Source organism: Fodinibius sp. Rm-B-1B1-1 (assembly GCF_038594945.1).
In the GTDB taxonomy this organism is placed as follows: Bacteria; Bacteroidota; Rhodothermia; order Balneolales; family Balneolaceae; genus Fodinibius; species Fodinibius alkaliphilus.
This window is the reverse complement of the sequence record NZ_JBCFYD010000001.1, coordinates 1,141,667-1,162,519: the sequence shown is the minus strand read 5'-3', so window position 1 is coordinate 1,162,519 and position 20,853 is coordinate 1,141,667. Positions and strand designations below refer to the sequence as shown.

At 43.7% G+C, this 20,853-nt stretch carries 18 protein-coding genes; 9 read left to right on the top strand and 9 right to left on the bottom strand.

The window, feature by feature from the left end; translation table 11 throughout:
* Positions 1-156: 156 nt before the first annotated feature.
* From AAFH98_RS05310 to AAFH98_RS05280, 7 genes are all read left to right on the top strand, one after another.
* Entirely contained in the window at positions 157-1,263 is a 1,107-nt protein-coding gene (locus tag AAFH98_RS05310) for an alkene reductase (RefSeq protein WP_342521655.1), read from the top strand.
* 148 nt (positions 1,264-1,411) lie between these two features.
* Positions 1,412-2,341 (top strand): VOC family protein, encoded by a 930-nt coding sequence (locus AAFH98_RS05305; RefSeq protein WP_342521654.1) that lies wholly within the window; start codon positions 1,412-1,414, stop codon positions 2,339-2,341.
* 5 nt (positions 2,342-2,346) lie between these two features.
* Positions 2,347-3,276: a VOC family protein gene (locus AAFH98_RS05300; RefSeq protein WP_342521653.1), complete on the top strand. Its 930-nt coding sequence runs from the start codon at positions 2,347-2,349 to the stop codon at positions 3,274-3,276.
* Between the two features lie 150 nt (positions 3,277-3,426).
* The gene (locus AAFH98_RS05295) at positions 3,427-4,104 is read left to right on the top strand and encodes an alpha/beta hydrolase (protein WP_342521652.1); all 678 of its coding nucleotides are present in this window, start codon (positions 3,427-3,429) and stop codon (positions 4,102-4,104) included.
* 4 nt (positions 4,105-4,108) lie between these two features.
* On the top strand, positions 4,109-4,231 hold the full coding sequence (locus AAFH98_RS05290) for a hypothetical protein (RefSeq protein ID WP_342521651.1): 123 nt from the start codon (positions 4,109-4,111) through the stop codon (positions 4,229-4,231).
* A gap of 136 nt (positions 4,232-4,367) precedes the next feature.
* Entirely contained in the window at positions 4,368-5,942 is a 1,575-nt protein-coding gene (locus AAFH98_RS05285; protein WP_342521650.1) for a cation:proton antiporter family protein, read from the top strand.
* A 99-nt stretch (positions 5,943-6,041) separates the two neighbouring features.
* Positions 6,042-7,325, top strand: coding sequence for a hypothetical protein (locus AAFH98_RS05280; RefSeq protein WP_342521649.1), 1,284 nt, complete (start codon positions 6,042-6,044; stop codon positions 7,323-7,325).
* Positions 7,326-7,344: 19 nt separating this feature from the next.
* Here the strand turns inward: AAFH98_RS05280 and AAFH98_RS15070 are convergent, their stop codons facing one another.
* The 6 genes from AAFH98_RS15070 to AAFH98_RS05255 all read right to left on the bottom strand — a co-directional run bounded on the left by AAFH98_RS15070 (position 7,345) and on the right by AAFH98_RS05255 (position 14,397).
* On the bottom strand, positions 7,345-7,581 hold the full coding sequence (locus AAFH98_RS15070) for an SEC-C metal-binding domain-containing protein (RefSeq protein ID WP_407935479.1): 237 nt from the start codon (positions 7,579-7,581) through the stop codon (positions 7,345-7,347).
* A gap of 51 nt (positions 7,582-7,632) precedes the next feature.
* Positions 7,633-8,055 (bottom strand): MarR family winged helix-turn-helix transcriptional regulator, encoded by a 423-nt coding sequence (locus AAFH98_RS05275; protein WP_342521648.1) that lies wholly within the window; start codon positions 8,053-8,055, stop codon positions 7,633-7,635.
* A gap of 114 nt (positions 8,056-8,169) precedes the next feature.
* Entirely contained in the window at positions 8,170-10,623 is a 2,454-nt protein-coding gene (locus AAFH98_RS05270; RefSeq protein WP_342521647.1) for a glycogen/starch/alpha-glucan phosphorylase, read from the bottom strand.
* Positions 10,624-10,721: 98 nt separating this feature from the next.
* Positions 10,722-11,921 (bottom strand): MFS transporter, encoded by a 1,200-nt coding sequence (locus tag AAFH98_RS05265; RefSeq protein ID WP_342521646.1) that lies wholly within the window; start codon positions 11,919-11,921, stop codon positions 10,722-10,724.
* 71 nt (positions 11,922-11,992) lie between these two features.
* Entirely contained in the window at positions 11,993-12,868 is an 876-nt protein-coding gene (gene ispE, locus AAFH98_RS05260; protein WP_342521645.1) for a 4-(cytidine 5'-diphospho)-2-C-methyl-D-erythritol kinase, read from the bottom strand.
* 110 nt (positions 12,869-12,978) lie between these two features.
* A complete protein-coding gene (locus AAFH98_RS05255) occupies positions 12,979-14,397 on the bottom strand; it encodes a CCA tRNA nucleotidyltransferase (protein WP_342521644.1) in 1,419 nt (472 codons plus the stop codon).
* A gap of 123 nt (positions 14,398-14,520) precedes the next feature.
* Here AAFH98_RS05255 and AAFH98_RS05250 point away from each other — a divergent pair, with 123 nt between their 5' ends.
* Positions 14,521-15,453, top strand: a complete 933-nt coding sequence (locus AAFH98_RS05250; RefSeq protein ID WP_342521642.1) for a cation diffusion facilitator family transporter — start codon at positions 14,521-14,523, stop codon at positions 15,451-15,453.
* A gap of 60 nt (positions 15,454-15,513) precedes the next feature.
* On the opposite strand, the gene AAFH98_RS05245 is transcribed toward AAFH98_RS05250, so the two are convergent.
* Positions 15,514-16,521, bottom strand: coding sequence for a sugar phosphate nucleotidyltransferase (locus AAFH98_RS05245; protein WP_342521641.1), 1,008 nt, complete (start codon positions 16,519-16,521; stop codon positions 15,514-15,516).
* Positions 16,522-16,640: 119 nt separating this feature from the next.
* Between AAFH98_RS05245 and AAFH98_RS05240 the strand changes: the two genes are divergently transcribed.
* Positions 16,641-18,314, top strand: coding sequence for a UDP-N-acetylmuramoyl-tripeptide--D-alanyl-D-alanine ligase (locus tag AAFH98_RS05240; RefSeq protein WP_342521640.1), 1,674 nt, complete (start codon positions 16,641-16,643; stop codon positions 18,312-18,314).
* 43 nt (positions 18,315-18,357) lie between these two features.
* Here the strand turns inward: AAFH98_RS05240 and AAFH98_RS05235 are convergent, their stop codons facing one another.
* The gene (locus tag AAFH98_RS05235; RefSeq protein WP_342521639.1) at positions 18,358-19,692 is read right to left on the bottom strand and encodes an aminopeptidase P family protein; all 1,335 of its coding nucleotides are present in this window, start codon (positions 19,690-19,692) and stop codon (positions 18,358-18,360) included.
* A gap of 78 nt (positions 19,693-19,770) precedes the next feature.
* Complete coding sequence (locus tag AAFH98_RS05230; RefSeq protein WP_342521638.1) at positions 19,771-20,688, bottom strand: type I restriction enzyme HsdR N-terminal domain-containing protein; 918 nt, start codon at positions 20,686-20,688, stop codon at positions 19,771-19,773.
* Positions 20,689-20,853: the final 165 nt, after the last annotated feature.

Genomic DNA, 20,853 nt, shown 5'->3' with positions numbered 1-20,853 from the left:
AATAGAGCATAAGCACAACTTTACACAGAAAAAGTTCACCTACTCTGTCTTAATCATCTCCAATCATCCCTATCGATATTATCTATTTTGTTATTGAATAGTTTAACATTAAATTAATATTCGAGTTAAATAACATTGATCAAAAATTCTATAATTATGAGCAAGCAACCATTGTTAACATCATACAATTTATCGGGACTCGAATTATCCAACCGCATGGTGATGGCCCCGATGACACGCAGCCGCGCCGGCGAAGGCAATGTGCCTACTGATTTGATGGTCAAATATTATCGTCAGCGAACATCGGCGGGATTGATTATTTCTGAAGGTACCCAAATCTCGGAACAGGGCATTGGTTATCCCTGGACGCCGGGCATCCATACCTATGAACAAGTTGAAGGATGGAAGAAAGTCACCAGTGCAGTTCACAACGAAGGCGGAAAGATATTTGCACAAATCTGGCATGTGGGACGCATTTCGCATCCCCACTATCACGATGGCGAACCACCCGTAGCACCATCGGCCGTTAAACCAGAAGGACAAATTTTTACTGCTGAAGGCATGAAGGATTTTGTGACGCCACGTGCCCTTGGAACCGATGAAATTCCGGGAATTATCGAGGACTATGCACAGGCTGCCCGTAATGCTGTTAAAGCCGGTTTTGACGGGGTAGAAATACACGGGGCCAACGGCTACCTCATTGATCAATTCTTGAAAGATGGAACCAACAAACGTAATGATGAGTACGGAGGGAGTCTTAAAAATCGCAGTCGGCTTACCCTTGAGGTAACAGAAGCCGTTTCAGACGCCATTGGGAATGAGAAAACAGGCATTCGCTTTTCGCCGACGGTACGTAATCACGGCATCAGCGATTCCAATCCTAAAGAAACCTTTAGCTATTTGTTAGAACAACTCAATGATTTCAACCTGGCTTATATCCACCTAATGGAGCCGATGGATGACGTGAGCGATTTGGATAACTACCCGGAAGAAGTAACAGAATATTTTCGCGATATTTATAACGGTACTATCATCACCAACGCGGGCTTTGATCAGAATAGTGGAAACAAAGTTATTGAAAATGGAACGGCTGACCTGGTTGCTTACGGCCGACTCTTTTTGGCAAACCCTGATCTGCCCGCACGCTTTTCTGCAGATGCTGATCTCAATGAGCCGGATCAACGTACGTTTTATGGCGGCGATGCAGAAGGATACACCGACTACCCGTTTATGAACGAGACTACTGAGGTGGCGGCCGAATAAGATAAAAAGTCCCTCTTAGACATACAGGAACTCATTAATCAATAATATTTTATCCTACAATTGACTGAAACCACAATATAGATTTTTATACTGCATCCGCTATTTTGTACTCAACAGCTCATGTAACCAAAGATTATAATAACTATTTATGTCACACAGTAAAGGCATCCATCATATCACGGCCGTGGCCGGTGATCCCAAAGAAAATCACCGATTTTATACTGAAACACTGGGACTCCGACTCGTCAAAAAGACCGTCAACTTCGACGACCCCTCGGTATACCATTTGTACTATGGGGATGAATCCGGAAACCCGGGCTCGATTCTTACATTTTTCCCGTGGGAGCACTTGCGGGATGGGAGTCCCGACCGCGGACAAGTAGTAGCGGTTTCGTTTTCAGTTCCCACTGGCTCTAAGGCCTTTTGGCTTGAACACTTACGTAATCACGGCTTAGATATTGAGGAACCGTTTTCGCGATTTGGTAAGGAGGTGATTGGGCTTCAAGATCCCGATGGATTACATCTTGAGCTGGTACTCGATCCTGAAGCCAATTCCTACGATGGATGGTCGGACGGAGCTGTACCACAACAGCATGCTATTCGCGGCATTCACGGTGCCACACTGGGCGAAAAAGAGTACCAATCTACTGGAGCATTGCTTGAAAATTTTCTGGGATTTCAACTTACAAACCAACTTGAAAACCGCTACCTATATGAAAGCGAAGCTTCTTTTGGATCAACGATTGAAATAATTGATCAGTTTGGACCGCGTGGCCGATCCGGAAAAGGTACCGTACATCATATAGCTTTTCGGGCTGAGGATGAACAAGAACAGCTTTCTCTCTGTGAAAAACTGGAATATAAAGGGTACTACCTGACCGAGGTGAAAGATCGCGATTATTTCAAATCAGTATATTTTCATGAACCCGGCGGAATCCTGTTTGAAATTGCGACCGATCCCCCCGGCTTTACGCGAGATGAAGAACTGAATGAGCTTGGCTCATCCCTAAAACTACCCGATTGGCTTGAACATGAGCGACATGTTATTGAAGAAGAACTTCCATCATTAAATAATTAAAAATTATGTCACAGCACAGAGGATTACATCACATTTCCGTTATAGCCAGCGATCCACAGGATAACTATGATTTTTATGTCAAAAAATTGGGCATGCGAATGGTTAAAAAGACCGTCAACCAGGATGATCCTACCAAGTATCATCTTTTTTATGCCAATGCGGATGGAAACCCGGGTTCCAGCCTGACCTTCTTCCCCTGGCCAGGAGCACGACAAGGCACTCCCGGATCCGGTGAAGCAACTGAAATTTCACTGGCCGTGCCTAATGACTCACAGGACTATTGGCAAAATCATCTAAAAGAACAGAACATCTACCACAGCGATCCCTTTACTCGCTTTGGGAAAACCCATATTTCGTTTGAGGATCCCGACGGATTGCAGTTACACTTAGTTTTTGATTATGATGATAAACGGCAAAGCTGGGATCAATCTCCCGTTCCTGAGGAGCATCAGATCCAGGGATTCTGGAGTACAACACTTAAGCTGGATCAGGTCGAAGAAACGGAAGAACTATTAACCACTATTTTAGGTTTTAAAAAAACGCAAACGGAGAACAATCGCACGCTTTATGAAACAGAAAGCCGGCTGGGACACAGCCTTATTATTGAAGAGGTTGACAATCTGCCGGGACGAAATGGGGCTGGAATTGTACATCACGTAGCCTTTCAAAGTGAGGATGAAGAGGACTTAACAAATATGCGGTTTGAAGTAATTCGAAAAGGGCTGCAACCTACCGAAATTATTGACCGTCACTTTTTTAAATCGGTCTATTATCGCACGCCCGGCGGCGTGTTATTTGAGATGGCCACGAATGGACCGGGCTATTTTGTTAACGCAGATAAATCAAAAGATCAGTCCGAAATATTAGAACTTACACCTTGGCACGAGTCTAAACGAGACCAAATTGAATCGGCCTTACCGCCGATAAAAACGTAAAAATGTGATAGTAAAAACTGTCAATTTTCCTTCTCCAAAGAGGAACTTCTTAACCTAATCTGAGACAAAATAACAACCCCTCTTAGAAAAGAGGGATTTAGGGAGATTGAATACAACAATTTATTTACTATATATAATTAAAAAATCACGATGTCTTTATTCCGAATCGGTCCCGAAACCCCTTTTAACGGCCCACATCAAAATCAAGAAGTAGTGACCAGTGGAGCAAAAATCAATAATGCCGAAATGGCAATGATTTTTATTCACGGACGTGGCGCATCTGCGCAAAGCATGATGATGTTTGCGGATGAGTTTGAGGGCAATAATATCCACTATCGGGCTATACAAGCCAATAGACATACGTGGTATCCACGGTCATTTCTGGCTCCCAAAGAGATGAATCAGCCGGGTATCAAAAGCGGATTGCAGGCTATTTTTGATCAGATATCTGAGTTAAATGAAGCCGGTATCCCTACAGCAAAGATTATACTGCTTGGGTTTTCACAGGGTGCGTGTCTCACGACTGAATTTGCCGCTCGTCACCCACAGCGTTTTGGAGGTGTAGTCGGATTCAGTGGCGGACTGATTGGTGAAGAAGTGGATCCCGACAATTACCAGGGATCGCTGGAACAAACACCGGTATTTCTGGGATGCAGCGACCGTGACCCACATATTCCACAGGGGCGTGTGGACATTACTGAAGAAGTCTTTGAGAAGCTTAGCGCTGATGTCACCAAGAAAATTTATGTAGGGATGGGGCACACCGTCAATAAAGATGAGATCGAGCATGCACAGCAAATCATAAATCATATTCTTGAAACCGACTAATTTTATGAGCACATCACTTTCTACTCTTGATATGTCGGCAGTCTTCGAACAGGATCAAAAGTGGACTTTGGGATTAGAGGTTTCAGTGGAATATAATTTCTTAGCTGATGATAAACCGGCAGGCTAAAATTAATAAAATTCATTTGTAGTAATTTAGATTGGTCTATTGCTTTATCGCTGATATTGAGGTAATTATAATTCAGCATATCGGTTCACTCGATTTAAAACCTAAAATTCATAACTCTTCTAAGTATCATTAAATAATGGATATTGTCTGGATTGGGATGGCCTTTGTGTTTGGAATGCTCTTTTCGCGCATCAAGCTGCCGCCACTGGTCGGTTATCTCGTAGCGGGCGGAGCATTATCGGCTTATGGCTATGAAGCTGGAACTGCACTTCACGAAATAGCACATCTGGGCGTCTTATTTCTGCTTTTTACCGTGGGTCTTCATCTTCGTCTCAAAAACATTATCCGCTCGGAAGTACTCGGTACCGGCGGTATCCACTTGGTTGTAAGCACAGCTATTTTTCTCCCCGTTGCTATACTTCTTGGATATAGTATTACTGCGGCTATCATTATCAGTATCGTGTTGGGATTCTCGAGCACCGTATTAACAGCTAAAAACCTGGAACGACGAAATGAGCTGGGCGCTTTCCACGGACGTGTGGCTATCGGGATTCTTATCCTTCAAGATATTGTGGCAATCGTAATTTTAGGGCTTACCAGCGGCACTGCCCCATCTCCCTGGAGCCTTGCACTACTTGGACTCCCGCTTATTCGTCCGGCTGTTATCAAGATTATAGAGCTTGCCAACGAAGAAGAGCTCAAACTTTTATTTGGATTGATGCTGGCCGTTGGCGGAGGCTCGTTATTTGAAGAATTGGGACTCTCTTCTGAACTTGGAGCACTCATTGCAGGAATGCTGTTATCAGGACACGATGTTGCCGATGAACTCTCAAAAAAACTCTGGGGAATTAAAGAAGCATTCCTGGTCGGATTCTTCCTTGAAGTAGGATTAACCGGCCTTCCCGCATTACAAGATTTTTATCTTGCCTTAGCAGCACTGGCAATCTTACCGCTCAAATCTATCCTCTTTTTTGGGCTAATGGTAGCGTTCAAACTCCGAGCGCGAACCTCATTTATTGCCACTATCTCACTTTCCTCATACAGCGAATTTACCCTCATTGCCGGAACTGTAGCGGCATCCGCCGGGTTTATACCTTCGGGTGTCGTAGTAGCTTTTGCTTTGCTAACAGCTATTTCCTTTGCAGTAAATGCTCCCCTTGCTATCTGGGAAGAAGAACTTTGGCAAAAAATGGAATCTTTTCTCATACAATTTGAACGTGATGTACGCCACCCCGACCAGCAAACTGTATCACTTGGGTCAGCCGAATATTTGATTATCGGGATGGGTAATGCCGGTCAGGCCGCTTATGATAGGCTAAGGCAATCAGCAAAACACGTGGTTGGAATGGATATCGACCCAGCTCGTATCCAGCAAAATATCGAAGATGGACGACGTGTTATCTATGGCGATATGCAGGATATTGAGCTTTGGCAAAAAATTGATCTAAGCCATATAAAATCAGTAATATTGGCGATAGGAACTAAAGAAGCCAAACTCAATGCCACAAAGTATCTCCGATCAAATGGCTACCACGGAACTATTATTGCCCTTACCTCTCAAGAAGATGAACTTCATGAACTCAGCGAAGCCGGTGCCAGCGCAGTTTGTATCCCCATCACCCAAGCTGGGCAAAAACTTGCAGAACTAAGTCTTTCGGATGAAATAAATCCCGGCGATACTGTTTTGGATCCAGATTTTTCCACTCCGTAAACGCTTCTTAGCATCAAAGTTTCTGGGAACTATTTGAATTATTAGATCCCAATTTTTGTAAGCTATATCTGGGAATTCAAATAAAGTTGGGGATATGTTATGGATATAAAATCATTTATCACTAACTCTGCACCCTCACTTCGTTCATTTCTTTCAATACTTTTTGGACTTCTCATTTTCTTTTCATCCTCAGCCTTGGCCTTTACTGATAATGATGAGCAAGGAGATTCTGGCCCTTCCATCCTGGACTCCGGTGTACTAACAGTGGCTAATGAAGATACCAGTAACTATTTATCACTTGGAGGTGCACTACGCTATAACTTGTATCTTGAGGATTATGGCGGATCTATCAGTGAAACAGACAGCGAATTTACTTTTGATATGTGGCGTCTCAACGTGGAAGGACGCGCCGAAGGCATCAATATAAATTTGGAGTACCGCTTTTATCCAACTTTTGGCACACATTTTATCAAGCAGGGTTGGCTGGGTTATGACTTTTCAAACCAAACCAATCTACAGGTCGGCGTTACCCAGGTTCCATTTGGACTACTGCAATATGCCTCTCATAACTGGTGGTTTCAACTTCCCTATTACTTGGGACTGGAAGACGATCACGACATGGGATTCAAACTTACCACCTCGCATGATAACTGGAATTTTCACTTGGCCTATTTTATGCAGGCCGATCCCAACGGCATTGCCCAATTTGCTCCACAAAACACGGCCCGTTATTCCTATGATATCATTGCTGAGCCCAATGAAGGATTGTCGAACTCAGAAACCAGTCAATTTAATGGACGTGCCGCCTACAACTGGGATCACGGCTCATTGGGCAGCACCGAATTGGGATTTTCCGTACAATACGGGGGAATCTATAACAGTGCATTGGATGAGATTTCTGAACACTACGCTTTTGCCCCACATCTCGATGGCACCTACGGTAACTTTAATGTAAAAGTGGAATACATCTATTATAATCACAATGCCCAAAACGATCTTGGCAACCCAGTTGATGTCGTACAAATGGGCGCTTACGGATTCCCGGCAAGTGATGGCACTCCGGGATATGATGTGGCTGCTGAGGGGAATATGTACGTACTCGGTGTTTCATACTCTACAGATGTAGACTGGGGACCGGTATCAAATCTCACCTTCTACGATAACTATACCTACTTGGATAAAGTCAATGACTCTTTTACAGATTCCCAACACAACGTACTCGGATTTATGGTCACGGCCGGCAAAGTTTACACCTATTTTGATATTGCTTCCGGAAAAAACCAGCCGTGGCTTACCGATAGTTTTGGTAAAGGCTTAGGTTCTGGTGCAAACGATCCCCGTTGGAATACCCGATTTAATATTAACATTGGTTACTACTTCTGACCAACTACAAGGATCAAAATTAGTGGCAATGCTGATGCGATTCTGACCAAGTTTGTCCAGCCGGACAATCTGGTGATTCACCTCCACTCGACAATGCTGAGCTTAAAAACCAAAGTCCAAGCACAACCATTAATACGAGTCCAACAACACCTAATCCAGATATAATTGATGTATTGTCTTTCTCGATACAGCAATTCTTATACTTTTGACCACTTCCACAATGACAAGGATCATTTCTTCTGGGTTTATCAGCCATAATCCTACATTTAAATAGTTATCAATTTTATTCTAACAGAGTAAATAGAATTTATTCTCTTTCTACTGTACTAATTGCATTAGCAATCATTTCCGAAAGCACTTCCACGTAACGGTCTCCCAACTGATCCTTTTTCTGTTGGATGAGCTGATCCCACTTCTGCTGTATCTCTTGTGCCAGCCCTCCTCCTTTATCAGTACAACGGATCGCAATTGCTCGACCCTTCGATTTTTTTTCTACCAACCCCCTTCGCTCCAACTTTTGCACCAACCGCGTAATCGTTGATGGTTTCAACTGCATCTGATTGGCCAACTGGCTCGGCTGTATATTAGGATTATCATTTATCATCCAAAGCAGTAATGCATGGGATGAAGAAAGTCCCACTGTAGCAAAAACATCATCCGCCTGATTAGTTAGCTTTCGTGACAGTGCACCTGTCAAATAAAAAAGGTTATTTTCAATAATATCAGCCATAAGACCTTATTTTGTTTGAGCATACAAGTAAATATAAAGAAGGATCACCTAAACAAAAATTTCTGGGAATAAATGATGCCATCACTTCAACCGAAACAATAACATCTCTAAATTTTACACCTCCACATCCCAAATTCGCTCGCAGTAATCTTTGATTGAACGATCCGACGAAAAGTGTCCCATATTAGCGACGTTGATTATGGCTTTGCGATTCCAGTCGAACTCATCGCGATAATTAACCTCCACCTCTTCCTGCTTTTCTACGTACTTGCGATAGTCAGCCAACACCATAAAATAATCCCCTTGATTTAATAACGCATTGGTTACGGGATGAAACAGATCGGGATTATCGGGACTAAAGTACCCCTCGTGAATCTGATCAATCACGCGTTTAAGCTCTTCATCCGACTCATAAATTTCCTGCGGGTTATAGCCCTTGGTTCGAACCTCCTCGATCTCGTCGACGGTATGACCAAATATAAAGATATTCTCTTTCCCAACCTGCTCACGAATCTCAATATTAGCCCCATCCAACGTTCCAATCGTAAGTGCACCATTGAGCGCAAACTTCATATTCCCGGTCCCCGAGGCTTCCATTCCCGCCGTAGAAATTTGTTCTGAAAGATTCGCAGCAGGAATCATTTTTTCGGCCAGCGACACGCTGTAATCCGGCAGAAATAATATCTTTAGCTTGGGTGCCACCTCCGGATCGTTATTAATGACTTCTGCCACGCTGTTAATCAGTTTAATATGCATCTTCGCCATCGTATATCCCGGGGCCGCTTTACCGGCAAACAACAACGTTCGTGGCTCTACGTCAGCATTGGGATTATCTTTAATCCGATTATACAGCGTGATAGCATGCATCAACGCCATCAACTGACGTTTATACTCATGAATGCGCTTGATCTGTATATCAAAAATGGATTCGGGATTAACCCTCACACCCATGGTTTCCTTAATATAATCGGCCAGCTTCTGTTTATTACGCAGCTTAATGGCCTTAAACGTTGACTGAAACTCTTCATCCTCAGCAAATTGCTCTACCTCTTGTAGCTGATCCAGATGCGTAACCCAATCATCGCCAATGCGATCGGAAATCAAATCTGCGAGTTCACGGTTACACTGACGCAACCAGCGACGCGGGGTAATGCCGTTAGTCACATTCGTAAACTTTTCCGGATAATGATCAGCAAAATCTTTAAAGATGGTCTTCTTCATCAGATCGCTATGCAACTCCGAAACGCCATTGACCTTCTTCGCGCCAATAATCCCAAGATTCCCCATCCGCACACGAGCATCCATCTCATTACTGATAACCCGCATGCGATTCTTCTTATCTCGATCATCACCAGATACCTCAATAGAATTCAAGAATCTTCGATCAATCTCACGGATAATCTGCACGTGACGTGGCAACAAGTTCGACATCAACGAAAGGGGCCACTTTTCAAGTGCCTCGGGCATTAATGTATGATTGGTATAATTGATTGTCTTACTCACAATATCCCAGGCCGGCTCCCACTCCAACCCTTCCAGATCCATCAACATCCGCATCAGCTCGGGAACCGCCAAGTTCGGATGTGTATCGTTGCACTGAACGGCCATCTGCTCAGGAATTTTGCGCAGGTCATCAAATTGCTTTTTGAACCGATTTATCGCATCCTGCAGCGAGGCTGAAACCAGGAAATACTCTTGCTTCAGTCGCAGCTCCTGTCCCTTAAATACTTTGTCGTTTGGGTACAACACGCGCGAAATATTCTCCTCAAGCAGGTTATTCCGCACCGCCTCAATATAATCCCCCTGATTAAAACTCTTCAGATCAAAGCCTTCATCCGAGGTCGCTTTCCAGAGCCGCAAGTTATTGACGACATCATTCTGAAATCCGGGAATGGGGGTATCGTAGGCTAATGCCGTGACGTTGTGAGTATTTACCCAATCGAAATGCAGGCGGCCATTGCCATCTTCGCTCGCAGCCGTTTCCCCATAAAATTGCACCTTATATTTCTTCTTAGGACGAACAACACTCCATGGATACCCATACTGCAGCCACATATCCGGCTTCTCCACCTGCCAGCCGTCCTCAATATCCTGGTCAAAAATGCCGTAATCGTAGCGAATACCGTAGCCCAGCGCCGGAACACCGAGCGTAGCCATGGAATCTAAAAAACAGGCTGCCAAGCGACCGAGTCCACCATTACCGAGTCCCGCATCGACTTCGGCTTCTCGAACCTTGTCATAATCAAAACCAACATCCTCAATAGCCTCAGCAGCCACATCTTGTAACCCCAGGTTAATGAGCATATTATCCATGAGTCTGCCAATAAGGTACTCCATCGACAGGTAGTAGACCCGTTTCGATTCATTCTGATAATACCGCTGCTGTGTGTTAATCCATCGATCGTGCAGCCGATCCATTACCGCAAGAACTACGCTGCGATAGTGGTCCCAGTCAGTGGAAGAAAATTTATCTTTGGCCAACGTATAGTGAAGATGCTGCTTAATATCTTCCCGAAAAGAATCGACATCCATTCCGGTACGAGGGTTCACAGTAGTATCGGTATTCATATGGGAGGCATGTTTAGTTCCTAAAACAATGATGGAATAAGTAATAAGGAAAATAGATCAATTAAAAGCGGAAAATCAGATCAGCCTAAATGACTAAGCTACCGATTGTTATTTAGCTCCGGTTCAGGCAGGTATTTCCAGACAATAAAAGCCATCCCGAAAATCATGGTGGCTCCAATAATGGTGTTACTTAAATATCCATGGGAAACATAAGCCGGGCCCGCAATGGTACCCCCCAAGCCATACCCCACCTGACCAATAGCAACAAGCAGGCTCATAAGTGTTCCGCGTTTTCGGGCTGAAACCAGTTCGGTCGTTAATGCCTGAAATGGGCTAATGCGCATGGCTACCAATACCATAATCAGAAAAAAGAGTATATAAGCTACCCAGAATGAAGTAACAGCGGGAACCGTGAAAGCCATTACGGTAGCTAATCCCAAGCAAGAAAAGATGATAATGCTTTTACGTCCCCATAAATCAGAAAGCTTCCCGGCTTGTGGACCTGTGATTACATTTGCTACTCCGCCTACTAAAAAGAGCATAGCTATTTCATTGCCGGAAACGGCAAACGTTTCTTCGAGCCAGCTCGGCAGATAAATAACGTACACCGAGAGACTCAAAAACATTAAGAAGTAGCTTATAGCCGATGCAACGATTTCAGGTTTACGAAGCATCAATAGATATTTTCTGATAGCTCCCAACACCGTAATTTTAGCTTTCTGCAGCTGTACATTAGGTTGAGGAACAGTAATCCAGATAAGCAGCAAAGCAAACAACATGAGAACGGAAAAAGCAATAAACGGGGCTCGAAATCCCATGTACTCGGCTAAAATAGTACCAATGGGAATACCCAAAATTTGTCCCATAGCGATGCCACTCATAATCCATCCATTAGCCCAGCCGCGACGCTCATAGGGGAAATAATCTCCCACATAAGAAACGGAAGCACCGCTGAGAATACCGCCTGCAGCTCCTGCCAATCCACGGACGGAAAGAAAACTTACAAAATTAAATACCAGCCCATGCAGAAATAACGCAAAGGTCATGAGTCCTGTACCGATAAGTAAAATTCGGCGCCGACCAATTTTATCAGAAATGGGACCAGTTATCAATGCACAAATGCCAACCATTACGGCATAGGAAGTAACCAATGTCCCCAGAAGCGCTTCTGATACAGCAAGTTGTTCGCTAATGCGCGGAAGGATGGGCGCAATGATCATAATCTGACTGCTTGATGCAAATACCAGCAGCCAGAGCGAAAAAATAATAAAAAAGACTTCTTTCTTATTGTCGGACATAATACTTAGATGCCCGACTCTTTAAAAGAGCCGGGCATCTTGTTGTGCATACTTGTTATTTGAAATTTATCTCACGCCTTCCGATAAATCCCATAATCAGGCTCAAAGCCCGGGCGTGTCATATTTGTCGGAAAATCCAGCTCCAGCAACCCTTTATAAGCATTCGTAGCCACAAAATCCTGTTCAAAAATACCGTATACCGCTGATCCACTTCCCGTCATTGAAGCATATACAGCACCGAATTCATACATCTGGTCTTTCATATTTCCAGACACATTTATGCGTGGAAAGACCGACTGCTCCAGATCATTATTGAGAATATATTGCCACTCATCGATCTCCTCTTCGGTAAGAGTTTTCTTAAGATCAAAATCGGGGTCGGGATTAGGTGCACAATGTTTGTAGGCTTCGGGCGTACTGCTCTGCTCATTGGGGAAACAGGTTACGATCCAAAAGTTGGGTTGAATATTGATTTCCTCAATTTCGTGACCAATTCCTTTGGCAATACCGGTTTTGCCCTTAATGAAAAAGGGAACATCGGCTCCCAAATCACGACTGAGATCTATCAGTTCATCATCGCTTAATCCAAGCTCTTCAATTTTGTTGAGCATTCGTAGTGTTAATGCCGCATTGCTACTTCCGCCCCCAAGCCCAGCCCCAGCGGGAATACGCTTATCAACCCGAAATAAATAATTGTGCTTTAGCCCAACGTATCGATCGAGTGTTTCTATGGCCTGGTTGATAAGGTTACTCTCATCAGTGGGGATGCTCTCGTCATCAATTTCCAGTTTCATTTCCGGGGCTTGCCTCACCTCAAAATGGTCACGCCATTCCAAAAAGCAGAGTCCCGTTTCAATAGCATGATAACCGGTTGGAAGACGCTCTAACACGTGTAGTCCAAGATTAATCTTCGCATATGAATCGGCAATCCAAACGTCGTTGGCCATAGAAAGTTCTTATTTAATTTAAACCCTGAAGGTTTTGAAACATTCATATTATCCCTGCACAAACTTTGCAGATCTATCAAAGATCCACAAAGTCTAATTCGTTTTTAACACTATTCCTCGTCTAAAAACTGATCTTTAATCTCCATCATATAATCAAAAGCAGCATCGTGCTCGTTGGGAATTTTACCATCTAAAATAGCTTCTTTTACTGCATCTTTGATATCCCCAATTACCGGACCAGGAGCCAATCCCAACGTTTCCATTATTTCATCACCACGGATGGGATTCGTCCAATTACGAATACGGTCTTTCTTTTCGACCTCCTCGATTTTCTTTTCAACATAATCAAAATTGCGGTTGTACTGTTTCACTTTGTATTCATTTCTACTGGTGATATCCGCCCGGCAGAGCATCATTAAATCATCAATATCATCACCGGCCTCATATATCAGGCGACGAACGGCACTATCGGTCACATTATCAGACACCAAGGCAATGGGGCGTAAATGTAGACGCACCAACTTGCGAACGTAGCGCATCCGTTCATCCAGCGGAAGTCCCAATCGACGAAAAATACGTTTCACCCATTTGGCGCCCAGCGCATCATGCCCGTGGAAGGTCCATCCTGTCCCTTCCACAAACTTCTGGGTAGCCGGCTTGGCAATATCGTGCATAATCGCCGCCCATCGCAGCCACAAATCGCCGCCCATTTCAGCTACATTATCAAGCACCTTGAGCGTATGCCAAAAATTATCCTTATGACGTACGCCACGCACCTCTTCAACTCCATGCAGTTCAACCATCTCGGGAAAGAAATGCTCTAACAATCCCGTTTTGAACAAGTGGTCAAATCCTATAGAAGGCTTATCCGCCATAACAATTTTATTCAGCTCCTCAATAATGCGTTCCTTGGATATAATCTCAATCCGTGAGGCCATCTCTTCAATACCGCGGTAGGTCTGCTCCTCAATATCAAACTTGAGCTGTGTAGCAAATCGGATAGCACGCATCATCCGCAACGGGTCGTCTTCAAAAGTCGTAAGCGGGTCCACTGGCGTACGAATAAGCTGCTTCTTTAAATCCTGTATCCCCTCAAAAGGGTCCAGCAGCTGACCGAAATTCTCCTCATTCAACGACCATGACAGAGCATTGATCGTAAAATCACGGCGCAGCTGATCATCTTCCAGCGTTCCGTCTTCCACAATCGGCTTACGCGAATCTTTTCGGTAACTCTCTTTACGTGCCCCCACAAATTCCAAATCCATATTCCCGTGCCGGATGTGTGCTGTCCCAAACTGCTTATATACCGAAAGATTATCGGCATTCAGCCGATCTGCAATCTCTTTCGCAATATCGATCCCCGATCCTACGGTTACAAAATCAATATCCAGTAAGTCTTCGTCCTTTGTGCGGTTCAGATAGTAGTCACGCACGTATCCGCCCACCACATATACATCTTGCCCAACTGTCTTACCGGCCTCAGATATTACTTTAAATACTTCCTGATGCTTTTGAGGGATATCTTCCACGTTCGGTGCTAATTTGTTACTGGTCTTTAAAACGAGCGTAAAAATAAGAACTAATACGCTTGCTTTCAGGTATTCTTTAGGGTTTCTTTTAGTCTGATTATATCCGCAATTAATCCTAAAACAGTGCAAACATCTTCCGCCAAAACGGCCCTGCGCATCAGCCTGATGGTATCGGTGCTATCTCTTTCCCTAAAGGTGACCGGCTTTGGCATAACGGGGTCTAACACCGCCCTTTCGGATGCAGCCGAATCGGTTATCCATGTTCTTGCTGTAGCTTTTGTGTACTATGGATTACTACTGAGCACCAAACCCGCCGACGAGAAACATCTGTATGGACACGAACGTGTGGAGTTTTTATCCGTTGGGATTGAAGGGGCTGTTATCACTCTTGCGGGTATTACCATCATCTACCAATCCGTCGAAAACTATTTGTTCGGATACAACCTGCGCGAACTAATGGCAGGTGTTTATTTAATTGGAGGTGCAGGGCTCATAAATTTTGCCCTGGGCAGCTACCTGTTAAAAGTGGGACGCCGCGAAAATAACATGATCGTAATCAGCAATGCTAAACATACACTTACGGATGTATGGACCAGCGCCGGTGCTGTAACCACCCTGCTGATTATCAAATTCACAGACTTTCTTATCCTGGATTCGGTCGTAGCCATTTCTCTTGCATTTTATATTATGTACGAGGGGTTTAAACTCCTCAAATACTCGGTGGATGGGTTGATGGATTCCCGCGATCCGGAAATTGACCAAGCAATTCGTAAAGAGCTTAAAAAGAACTTACCCGGCTCTATGATTAATGTCCACAACCTGCGTCACCGTACGACCGGCAATACCACCTGGATTGAACTCCATGCTGTGTTCAAAGAAGGGGTGAGCTTGTTAAAAGCACATGATGATGCCACCCTGCTTGAGAAAAGGCTTATCAATGCGGTAAATGGTGATGTAATCGTAACCATCCACCTTGAACCAGAAGGACATCACGAAGAGGTGCATGATACCCTTAAAGATGCTGACCAGAATCGACCTTTAGAAGATTTTATTTAATTGATAAAAAATAGCCTCGGGATCAATCCCAAGGCTATTCCCAAAAAGCTTTTAAGAAAACTAAACTTCTATTCCAATCTTCGTGTGATCACCCAAATGTACTTCTTGATCAACATCTTTGAGTTCCACATGTCGTCCAATAGTTGAATCCTCAATATTACAATCCTCAAGCGAAGCGTGCTCCTGAATCAGGCTGTTTTTAACTGTGCACTTTTTGAGCTTCGAACCTTCCGCAATACTGGCTTTGGGACCAATGATACAATTCTCCAACTCTACATCATCCCCAATATATACGGGAGGAATAATCTTGGTATCCGGAAATCGGTCTTCCTCGATCTCCTCGTACTCTTTCTCCGTAATAATTCCTGAGGTCTCCCGCCAAGCCGGCAACGTACCGCAGTCTAACCACTGGTCGACGGTTGCTTTCTTAAACACCTTGTCATCTTTCAGCAGTCGGTCGAGCGCATCGGTTAGCTGATATTCGCCCCCCTTGCCTCGAATATTATTATCCAACAGATACTCAATTTCTTTTTTGAGCTTAGATCCATCCTTAAAATAATACACCCCAATAATAGCAAGGTTTGAAATCGGATCTTCTGGTTTCTCAACAAAATCAGTAATCTTGCCATCCTTTTCGACAGCCACGCCAAACCGAGAAGGATCCTCAACTTCTTTCAGCCAAACAACGCTGTCGGCATCTTCAATAGAAACGGAACCTTCCATATCAAAAATAGTATCCGCAAAAACGATGATACACTCACCATCCAGATCTTCTTCAGCACAATACACTGCATGGGCTGTTCCTTCCGCTTTTTCCTGCACACGAAAAACAGCCTTCGCATTTTGCCGATCACTCATAGCCTTCAGGGCATCTTTAATTTCTTGGCCAAAATCAGGACCAAGAATAAATACAATCTCATCAATATCACGATCAAGTGTACGCGCAAACGTCTCTACGATGCGTTCCACAATCATCTTTCCGGCGACGGGCAACAATGGTTTGGGAACGGTATGTGAATGGGGCCGAACTCTGGTACCTCGACCTGCCATTGGGATTATTAATTTCATATATTTGAACGAATTTTAGATGAAAGATTATCTATTTTCTCAAGCGCATTAATATAACGGAAGTTCTATACTTTAGCGACCGTTTATCAACTGACATTCATTAATTCAACTGTTACATATTGAACTGGTATTTAAACATTATTGATTTCCTCATTTTGGGATTTGTGCTGACCTTGGCACGTCATACCCTACTCAGAGGACGTTACTTTTTGCACATTTTCCAACAGCATGGCTACAAGCTCAACGAATTTTGGCACTGGCTGGTACAAAACTGGAACCGCCGGGTCTTAACAGCTGAACATGTGCTGTATAATGTCATTATTTTTGTATTACTGATTTTCCTCTCTAACGCTGTTACCGGCAGCGCCGCTATTATCATTTTAGCCGTTTTTGGGATTTCCTGGTTTGGTCCCTTCAACTATTATGGCGGCGAAGAATCCAAAAAACCGCTCGTATTTACCCCTCGGATGATTCGACTCACCATCCCTTTTGCTATCCTGTCCCTTTTAATTCCTGTAACCGTCACCTTTATCTCCTACGCGGGGTATATTCCTTTTACCGAATTGGGTATTCAAAATGATGGCCTCTATGCCGCCGATATGTACCTTCTTGCATTTGGATGGGTGCTCGGAAACGCATTGGTTCCTTTTTTCATTTTTGTGGCGGCCTTGATTACAAAGCCTATTGAGAAATATGTACACCGCCACTTTATTAAACTCGCAAAAAAGAAGCTGGCGCAGATGCCAAACCTGACGGTCATTGCCATTACCGGAAGTTATGGTAAAACAAGTACCAAATTCATGATCCGTGACCTGCTAAGCGAACGCTATGCTGTCTGCTCTACGCCTGGAAGCTATAATACCCCTATGGGCATTTGTAAAGTTATCAACAACGATCTGGAGGCCCGTCACCAGATTTTGGTGCTTGAGATGGGAGCCCGCTATGAGGGTAATATTGATGAACTCTGTGACATTGCCGAACCGGATATCTCAGTAGTAACCAATGTAGGTGTTGCTCATCTCGAAACCTTTGGCTCGCAGGATGCCATTGCCCGAACGAAATCCACGATTGTAAAACGAACCAAACCAAATGGCAAAGCTGTCTTAAACGCCAATGATGAGCGCGTTACGGCTATGGCTGACCTCCGACATGATTTGAAGTTTACGTATGCCGGATTGGAATCTGGTGATATCCAAGGCCAAAATATCACGTACGGACCAGAGGGAATGACTTTTACGGTGACAGCTGGTGAAGAAAAAAAGACATTCACCATGCAACTGTTGGGCTCTCACAATGTGCAAAATATGCTGCTGGCGGTAGGGGTGGCCCAATCATTGGGATTGCGCCTCACTACGATGGCCATGGCCGCTTCTCGCATGGAGCCGGTTGAGCATCGGCTGGAGCTGAAATCTCAAAATGGTATAACGATTATTGATGATGCGTTTAATTCTAATCCTGTTGGTGCTAAAAATGCCGTCGAAACGCTGGCCGCTTTTGAAAACGGACGTAAAATAATCATCACCCCAGGCATGATTGAGCTGGGTGAAATTCAAGATGAAAAGAATCGCGAATTTGGAGAGCAAATCGGCAAAGCCAATTTAGATCTGGTGATCCTGGTTGGACAAAATCAAACCGAACCTATAAGAAAAGGCATTACATCAACTGGCTTTGATATGGAAAATGTTAAAACTGTAAGTAGCCTCTATGAAGCAAATCGCCTAATGCAGGACTTTGCCCAAGAAGGCGATGTTGTGCTGTACGAAAATGACCTGCCTGATAGTTTTAATGAGTAAAAAATGATGGAGCCCACTTCAAGGTGGACTCCACAAAGTAATCTTATCCTGCCATCTCTTTCTCAATATCGATGCGTTCTTTAGGAACATCCGTCATATTTTCGTATCCATCCTCAGTGATAATAATATTATCCTCAATGCGAACGCCCCCAAAGTCCATCATCTCATTGAGCTTCGAAGCATTCAAAAACTGAGACTGCTCGTCATCTTCGAGTGCAGGTTTTAACAGTGCGGGCACAAAATAAAGACCGGGCTCAATTGTCAGCACCATACTGGGCTGCAGCGTTCTGCGCGTTCGCAAGTACTTGATACCTGGCCGGTCTATGCGTTCTACGCCTTTGGGATATCCGCCCACATCATGTGTATCGAGACCGAGGAAATGGCCCAACCCATGCGGGAAAAACAGGGCGAAAATGTCTTTCTCCATCAAATCATCGATAGAACCTGAAACAATATCGGCATCTTTAAGTCCCTGCATCATCACGCGCGCTGCCAAAATATGCAAATCTTCCATTTTTACATCAGGCTCAGAAGCATCAATAACTTGCTTCTGCGCCTCCAATACAGCCTCATAAATTTCAGCTTGCTCACTCGTAAATTCTCCACTTGCAGGATATGTCCGTGTAAAATCAGAAGCATAACCATTGCACTCAAAACCGGCATCAATCAAAAACAAATCACCATCTTTGATCTCACGATTGTTCTCCACATAGTGTAGAATCGCACTATTTTTTCCGGCAGCAAAAATACCATTATAGGCATCTTGCGTGAGCCCATTTTTTATCTGGTGATAATCGAATGTTGCCTTCATTTCGTGTTCGTATTTTCCCGGCTCCAAATTATTTAGCACTGCCCGGTGTGCAATATTATTGACCCGCGCTGCTTCTCGAAGTTGATCAAGCTCCCATCCGGTTTTAAAAACACGGCAATGCGTCAGAGCATCATCAAGAGCATCCAAATCAATGGGCAACTCTCGCTCAAACTGCTCAATAAATTCGGCTTGTTCCTCATTAAGACAATAGATTTTTTCAGGCGCCAACTCCTTCAACACTTTCGGCAACGCTCCTTCGTAATGTAGATGGTCAGGCTGATACTCATCCTGTAGCTGATCTTTGGTTTTCACACGTCCATGCCACACCGCATACTGCGCATCGCGTTTAGGGGCAAACAGGTGGTAATCCTGATTTTTGAGATCCAACACAAGATGGAAGTCTGGCTCATTTACACCCGTTAAGTACCAAAAATTCGACTCCTGACGAAAGGGAAACTCATAATCTGTATTATACCGATACATCAGATCAGCTCCTTTCATATAAACAATGGCCGATTCTTCCTCATCGAGCAAAGAAAATAGTTTTTCGCGGTGTAAATGATGCATAATAAAAATAATTTTTAATGAAATGTGAGGTGGAAGTTACAGGAAATATCCTATCCAACAAACCTGGCGAACCTAAATTTAGTCCACATGATTTTTGAACAAAGTCTCCACCTTATCTGCTAATATTTTAGTTTCATTAATCGCCTTAAGATCAATATAATCGGAAAGATCAAACGCCCGTATTCCTTCTCGAGAATAGACCGAAGCATTCCCCTTTTTATCGGCAAAAAATACATCCAGGTTCACTTCCAGGACAGCTTTATTTTCGTTTTCCCTATTTAGAATCACGATCATCCGATTCCCTCCAAAAGCTGTATTGATTGTAGATATAGCCAACCTTCTATCATCTCCAACTTCTATGATTCGATAATAATGATTCAAATCGATATCCGAGGGACCATCATTAAACGACAAAAACTGTACACTCGAAGATCCTCCTGGAAACCATAGATCAGGTAATAGTTGTTCGAGCCAAAGCCGTAGGTTTGGAGAAGCCTTTTCGCCGGCAAAACCTCGCTGTTTCCAATCATCAAAATGGTATTCTGGCTGACCGGTTGCTCCTTCTATCAAATCAGGTTCCCCATCTAACTGTTTTGCCTCCGCTTTATCAATAGCATACCAATAATCCGAAACTCCATTCGTCATCAACAAAAAATCAGCCCCTACCTTTTGATTATATCGTGCTACTTGCTCAGCTGTTTTTGCCGATATCCTGATATGTTCAGCCTTACACTCAATCAGAAGTTTAGGCTCAAATTGCTGTGTATAACAAATTAAATCGGATCGCATAGACTGGTCTCCCAACTGGCCAACAGACTCTTCAGTTGAAATGCGATGCTTTGACCAACCGGCTCTTATTAATGCCTCCATAATCCGAAGACGTACTCGTTCTTCAGGCAAATTTTTTAGGGCTTTTTTGTGGATAGGATTCCACAACTTTTTCTGCCGCTCCTGCCATACAACTTGGGGATATATATACTTTGCAATACTCGACATAAGACCAAATATAGGGATGATTTGTGAAGTGACAAGACTACTTTAATAGCCACCTCATACTTTCTTAGAATCCTGTATCACCGCATCAGAATTCAGAATAATATGAAAAAGATTAAATCGAGCTCAAATCAAAAAGGCTCCGAATAGTCGGAGCCTTTTATTAAA

What these genes read in the sequence shown, in the direction of transcription:
- AAFH98_RS05310 (WP_342521655.1), top strand. Translation starts at nt 157, where the DNA reads ATGAGCAAGCAACCATTGTTAACATCATACAATTTATCGGGACTCGAA.
- AAFH98_RS05305 (WP_342521654.1), top strand. Translation starts at nt 1,412, where the DNA reads ATGTCACACAGTAAAGGCATCCATCATATCACGGCCGTGGCCGGTGAT.
- AAFH98_RS05300 (WP_342521653.1), top strand. Translation starts at nt 2,347, where the DNA reads ATGTCACAGCACAGAGGATTACATCACATTTCCGTTATAGCCAGCGAT.
- AAFH98_RS05295 (WP_342521652.1), top strand. Translation starts at nt 3,427, where the DNA reads ATGTCTTTATTCCGAATCGGTCCCGAAACCCCTTTTAACGGCCCACAT.
- AAFH98_RS05290 (WP_342521651.1), top strand. Translation starts at nt 4,109, where the DNA reads ATGAGCACATCACTTTCTACTCTTGATATGTCGGCAGTCTTCGAACAG.
- AAFH98_RS05285 (WP_342521650.1), top strand. Translation starts at nt 4,368, where the DNA reads ATGGATATTGTCTGGATTGGGATGGCCTTTGTGTTTGGAATGCTCTTT.
- AAFH98_RS05280 (WP_342521649.1), top strand. Translation starts at nt 6,042, where the DNA reads ATGGATATAAAATCATTTATCACTAACTCTGCACCCTCACTTCGTTCA.
- AAFH98_RS15070 (WP_407935479.1), bottom strand. Translation starts at nt 7,581, where the DNA reads ATGGCTGATAAACCCAGAAGAAATGATCCTTGTCATTGTGGAAGTGGT.
- AAFH98_RS05275 (WP_342521648.1), bottom strand. Translation starts at nt 8,055, where the DNA reads ATGGCTGATATTATTGAAAATAACCTTTTTTATTTGACAGGTGCACTG.
- AAFH98_RS05270 (WP_342521647.1), bottom strand. Translation starts at nt 10,623, where the DNA reads ATGAATACCGATACTACTGTGAACCCTCGTACCGGAATGGATGTCGAT.
- AAFH98_RS05265 (WP_342521646.1), bottom strand. Translation starts at nt 11,921, where the DNA reads ATGTCCGACAATAAGAAAGAAGTCTTTTTTATTATTTTTTCGCTCTGG.
- ispE (WP_342521645.1), bottom strand. Translation starts at nt 12,868, where the DNA reads ATGGCCAACGACGTTTGGATTGCCGATTCATATGCGAAGATTAATCTT.
- AAFH98_RS05245 (WP_342521641.1), bottom strand. Translation starts at nt 16,521, where the DNA reads ATGAAATTAATAATCCCAATGGCAGGTCGAGGTACCAGAGTTCGGCCC.
- AAFH98_RS05235 (WP_342521639.1), bottom strand. Translation starts at nt 19,692, where the DNA reads ATGCATCATTTACACCGCGAAAAACTATTTTCTTTGCTCGATGAGGAA.
- AAFH98_RS05230 (WP_342521638.1), bottom strand. Translation starts at nt 20,688, where the DNA reads ATGTCGAGTATTGCAAAGTATATATATCCCCAAGTTGTATGGCAGGAG.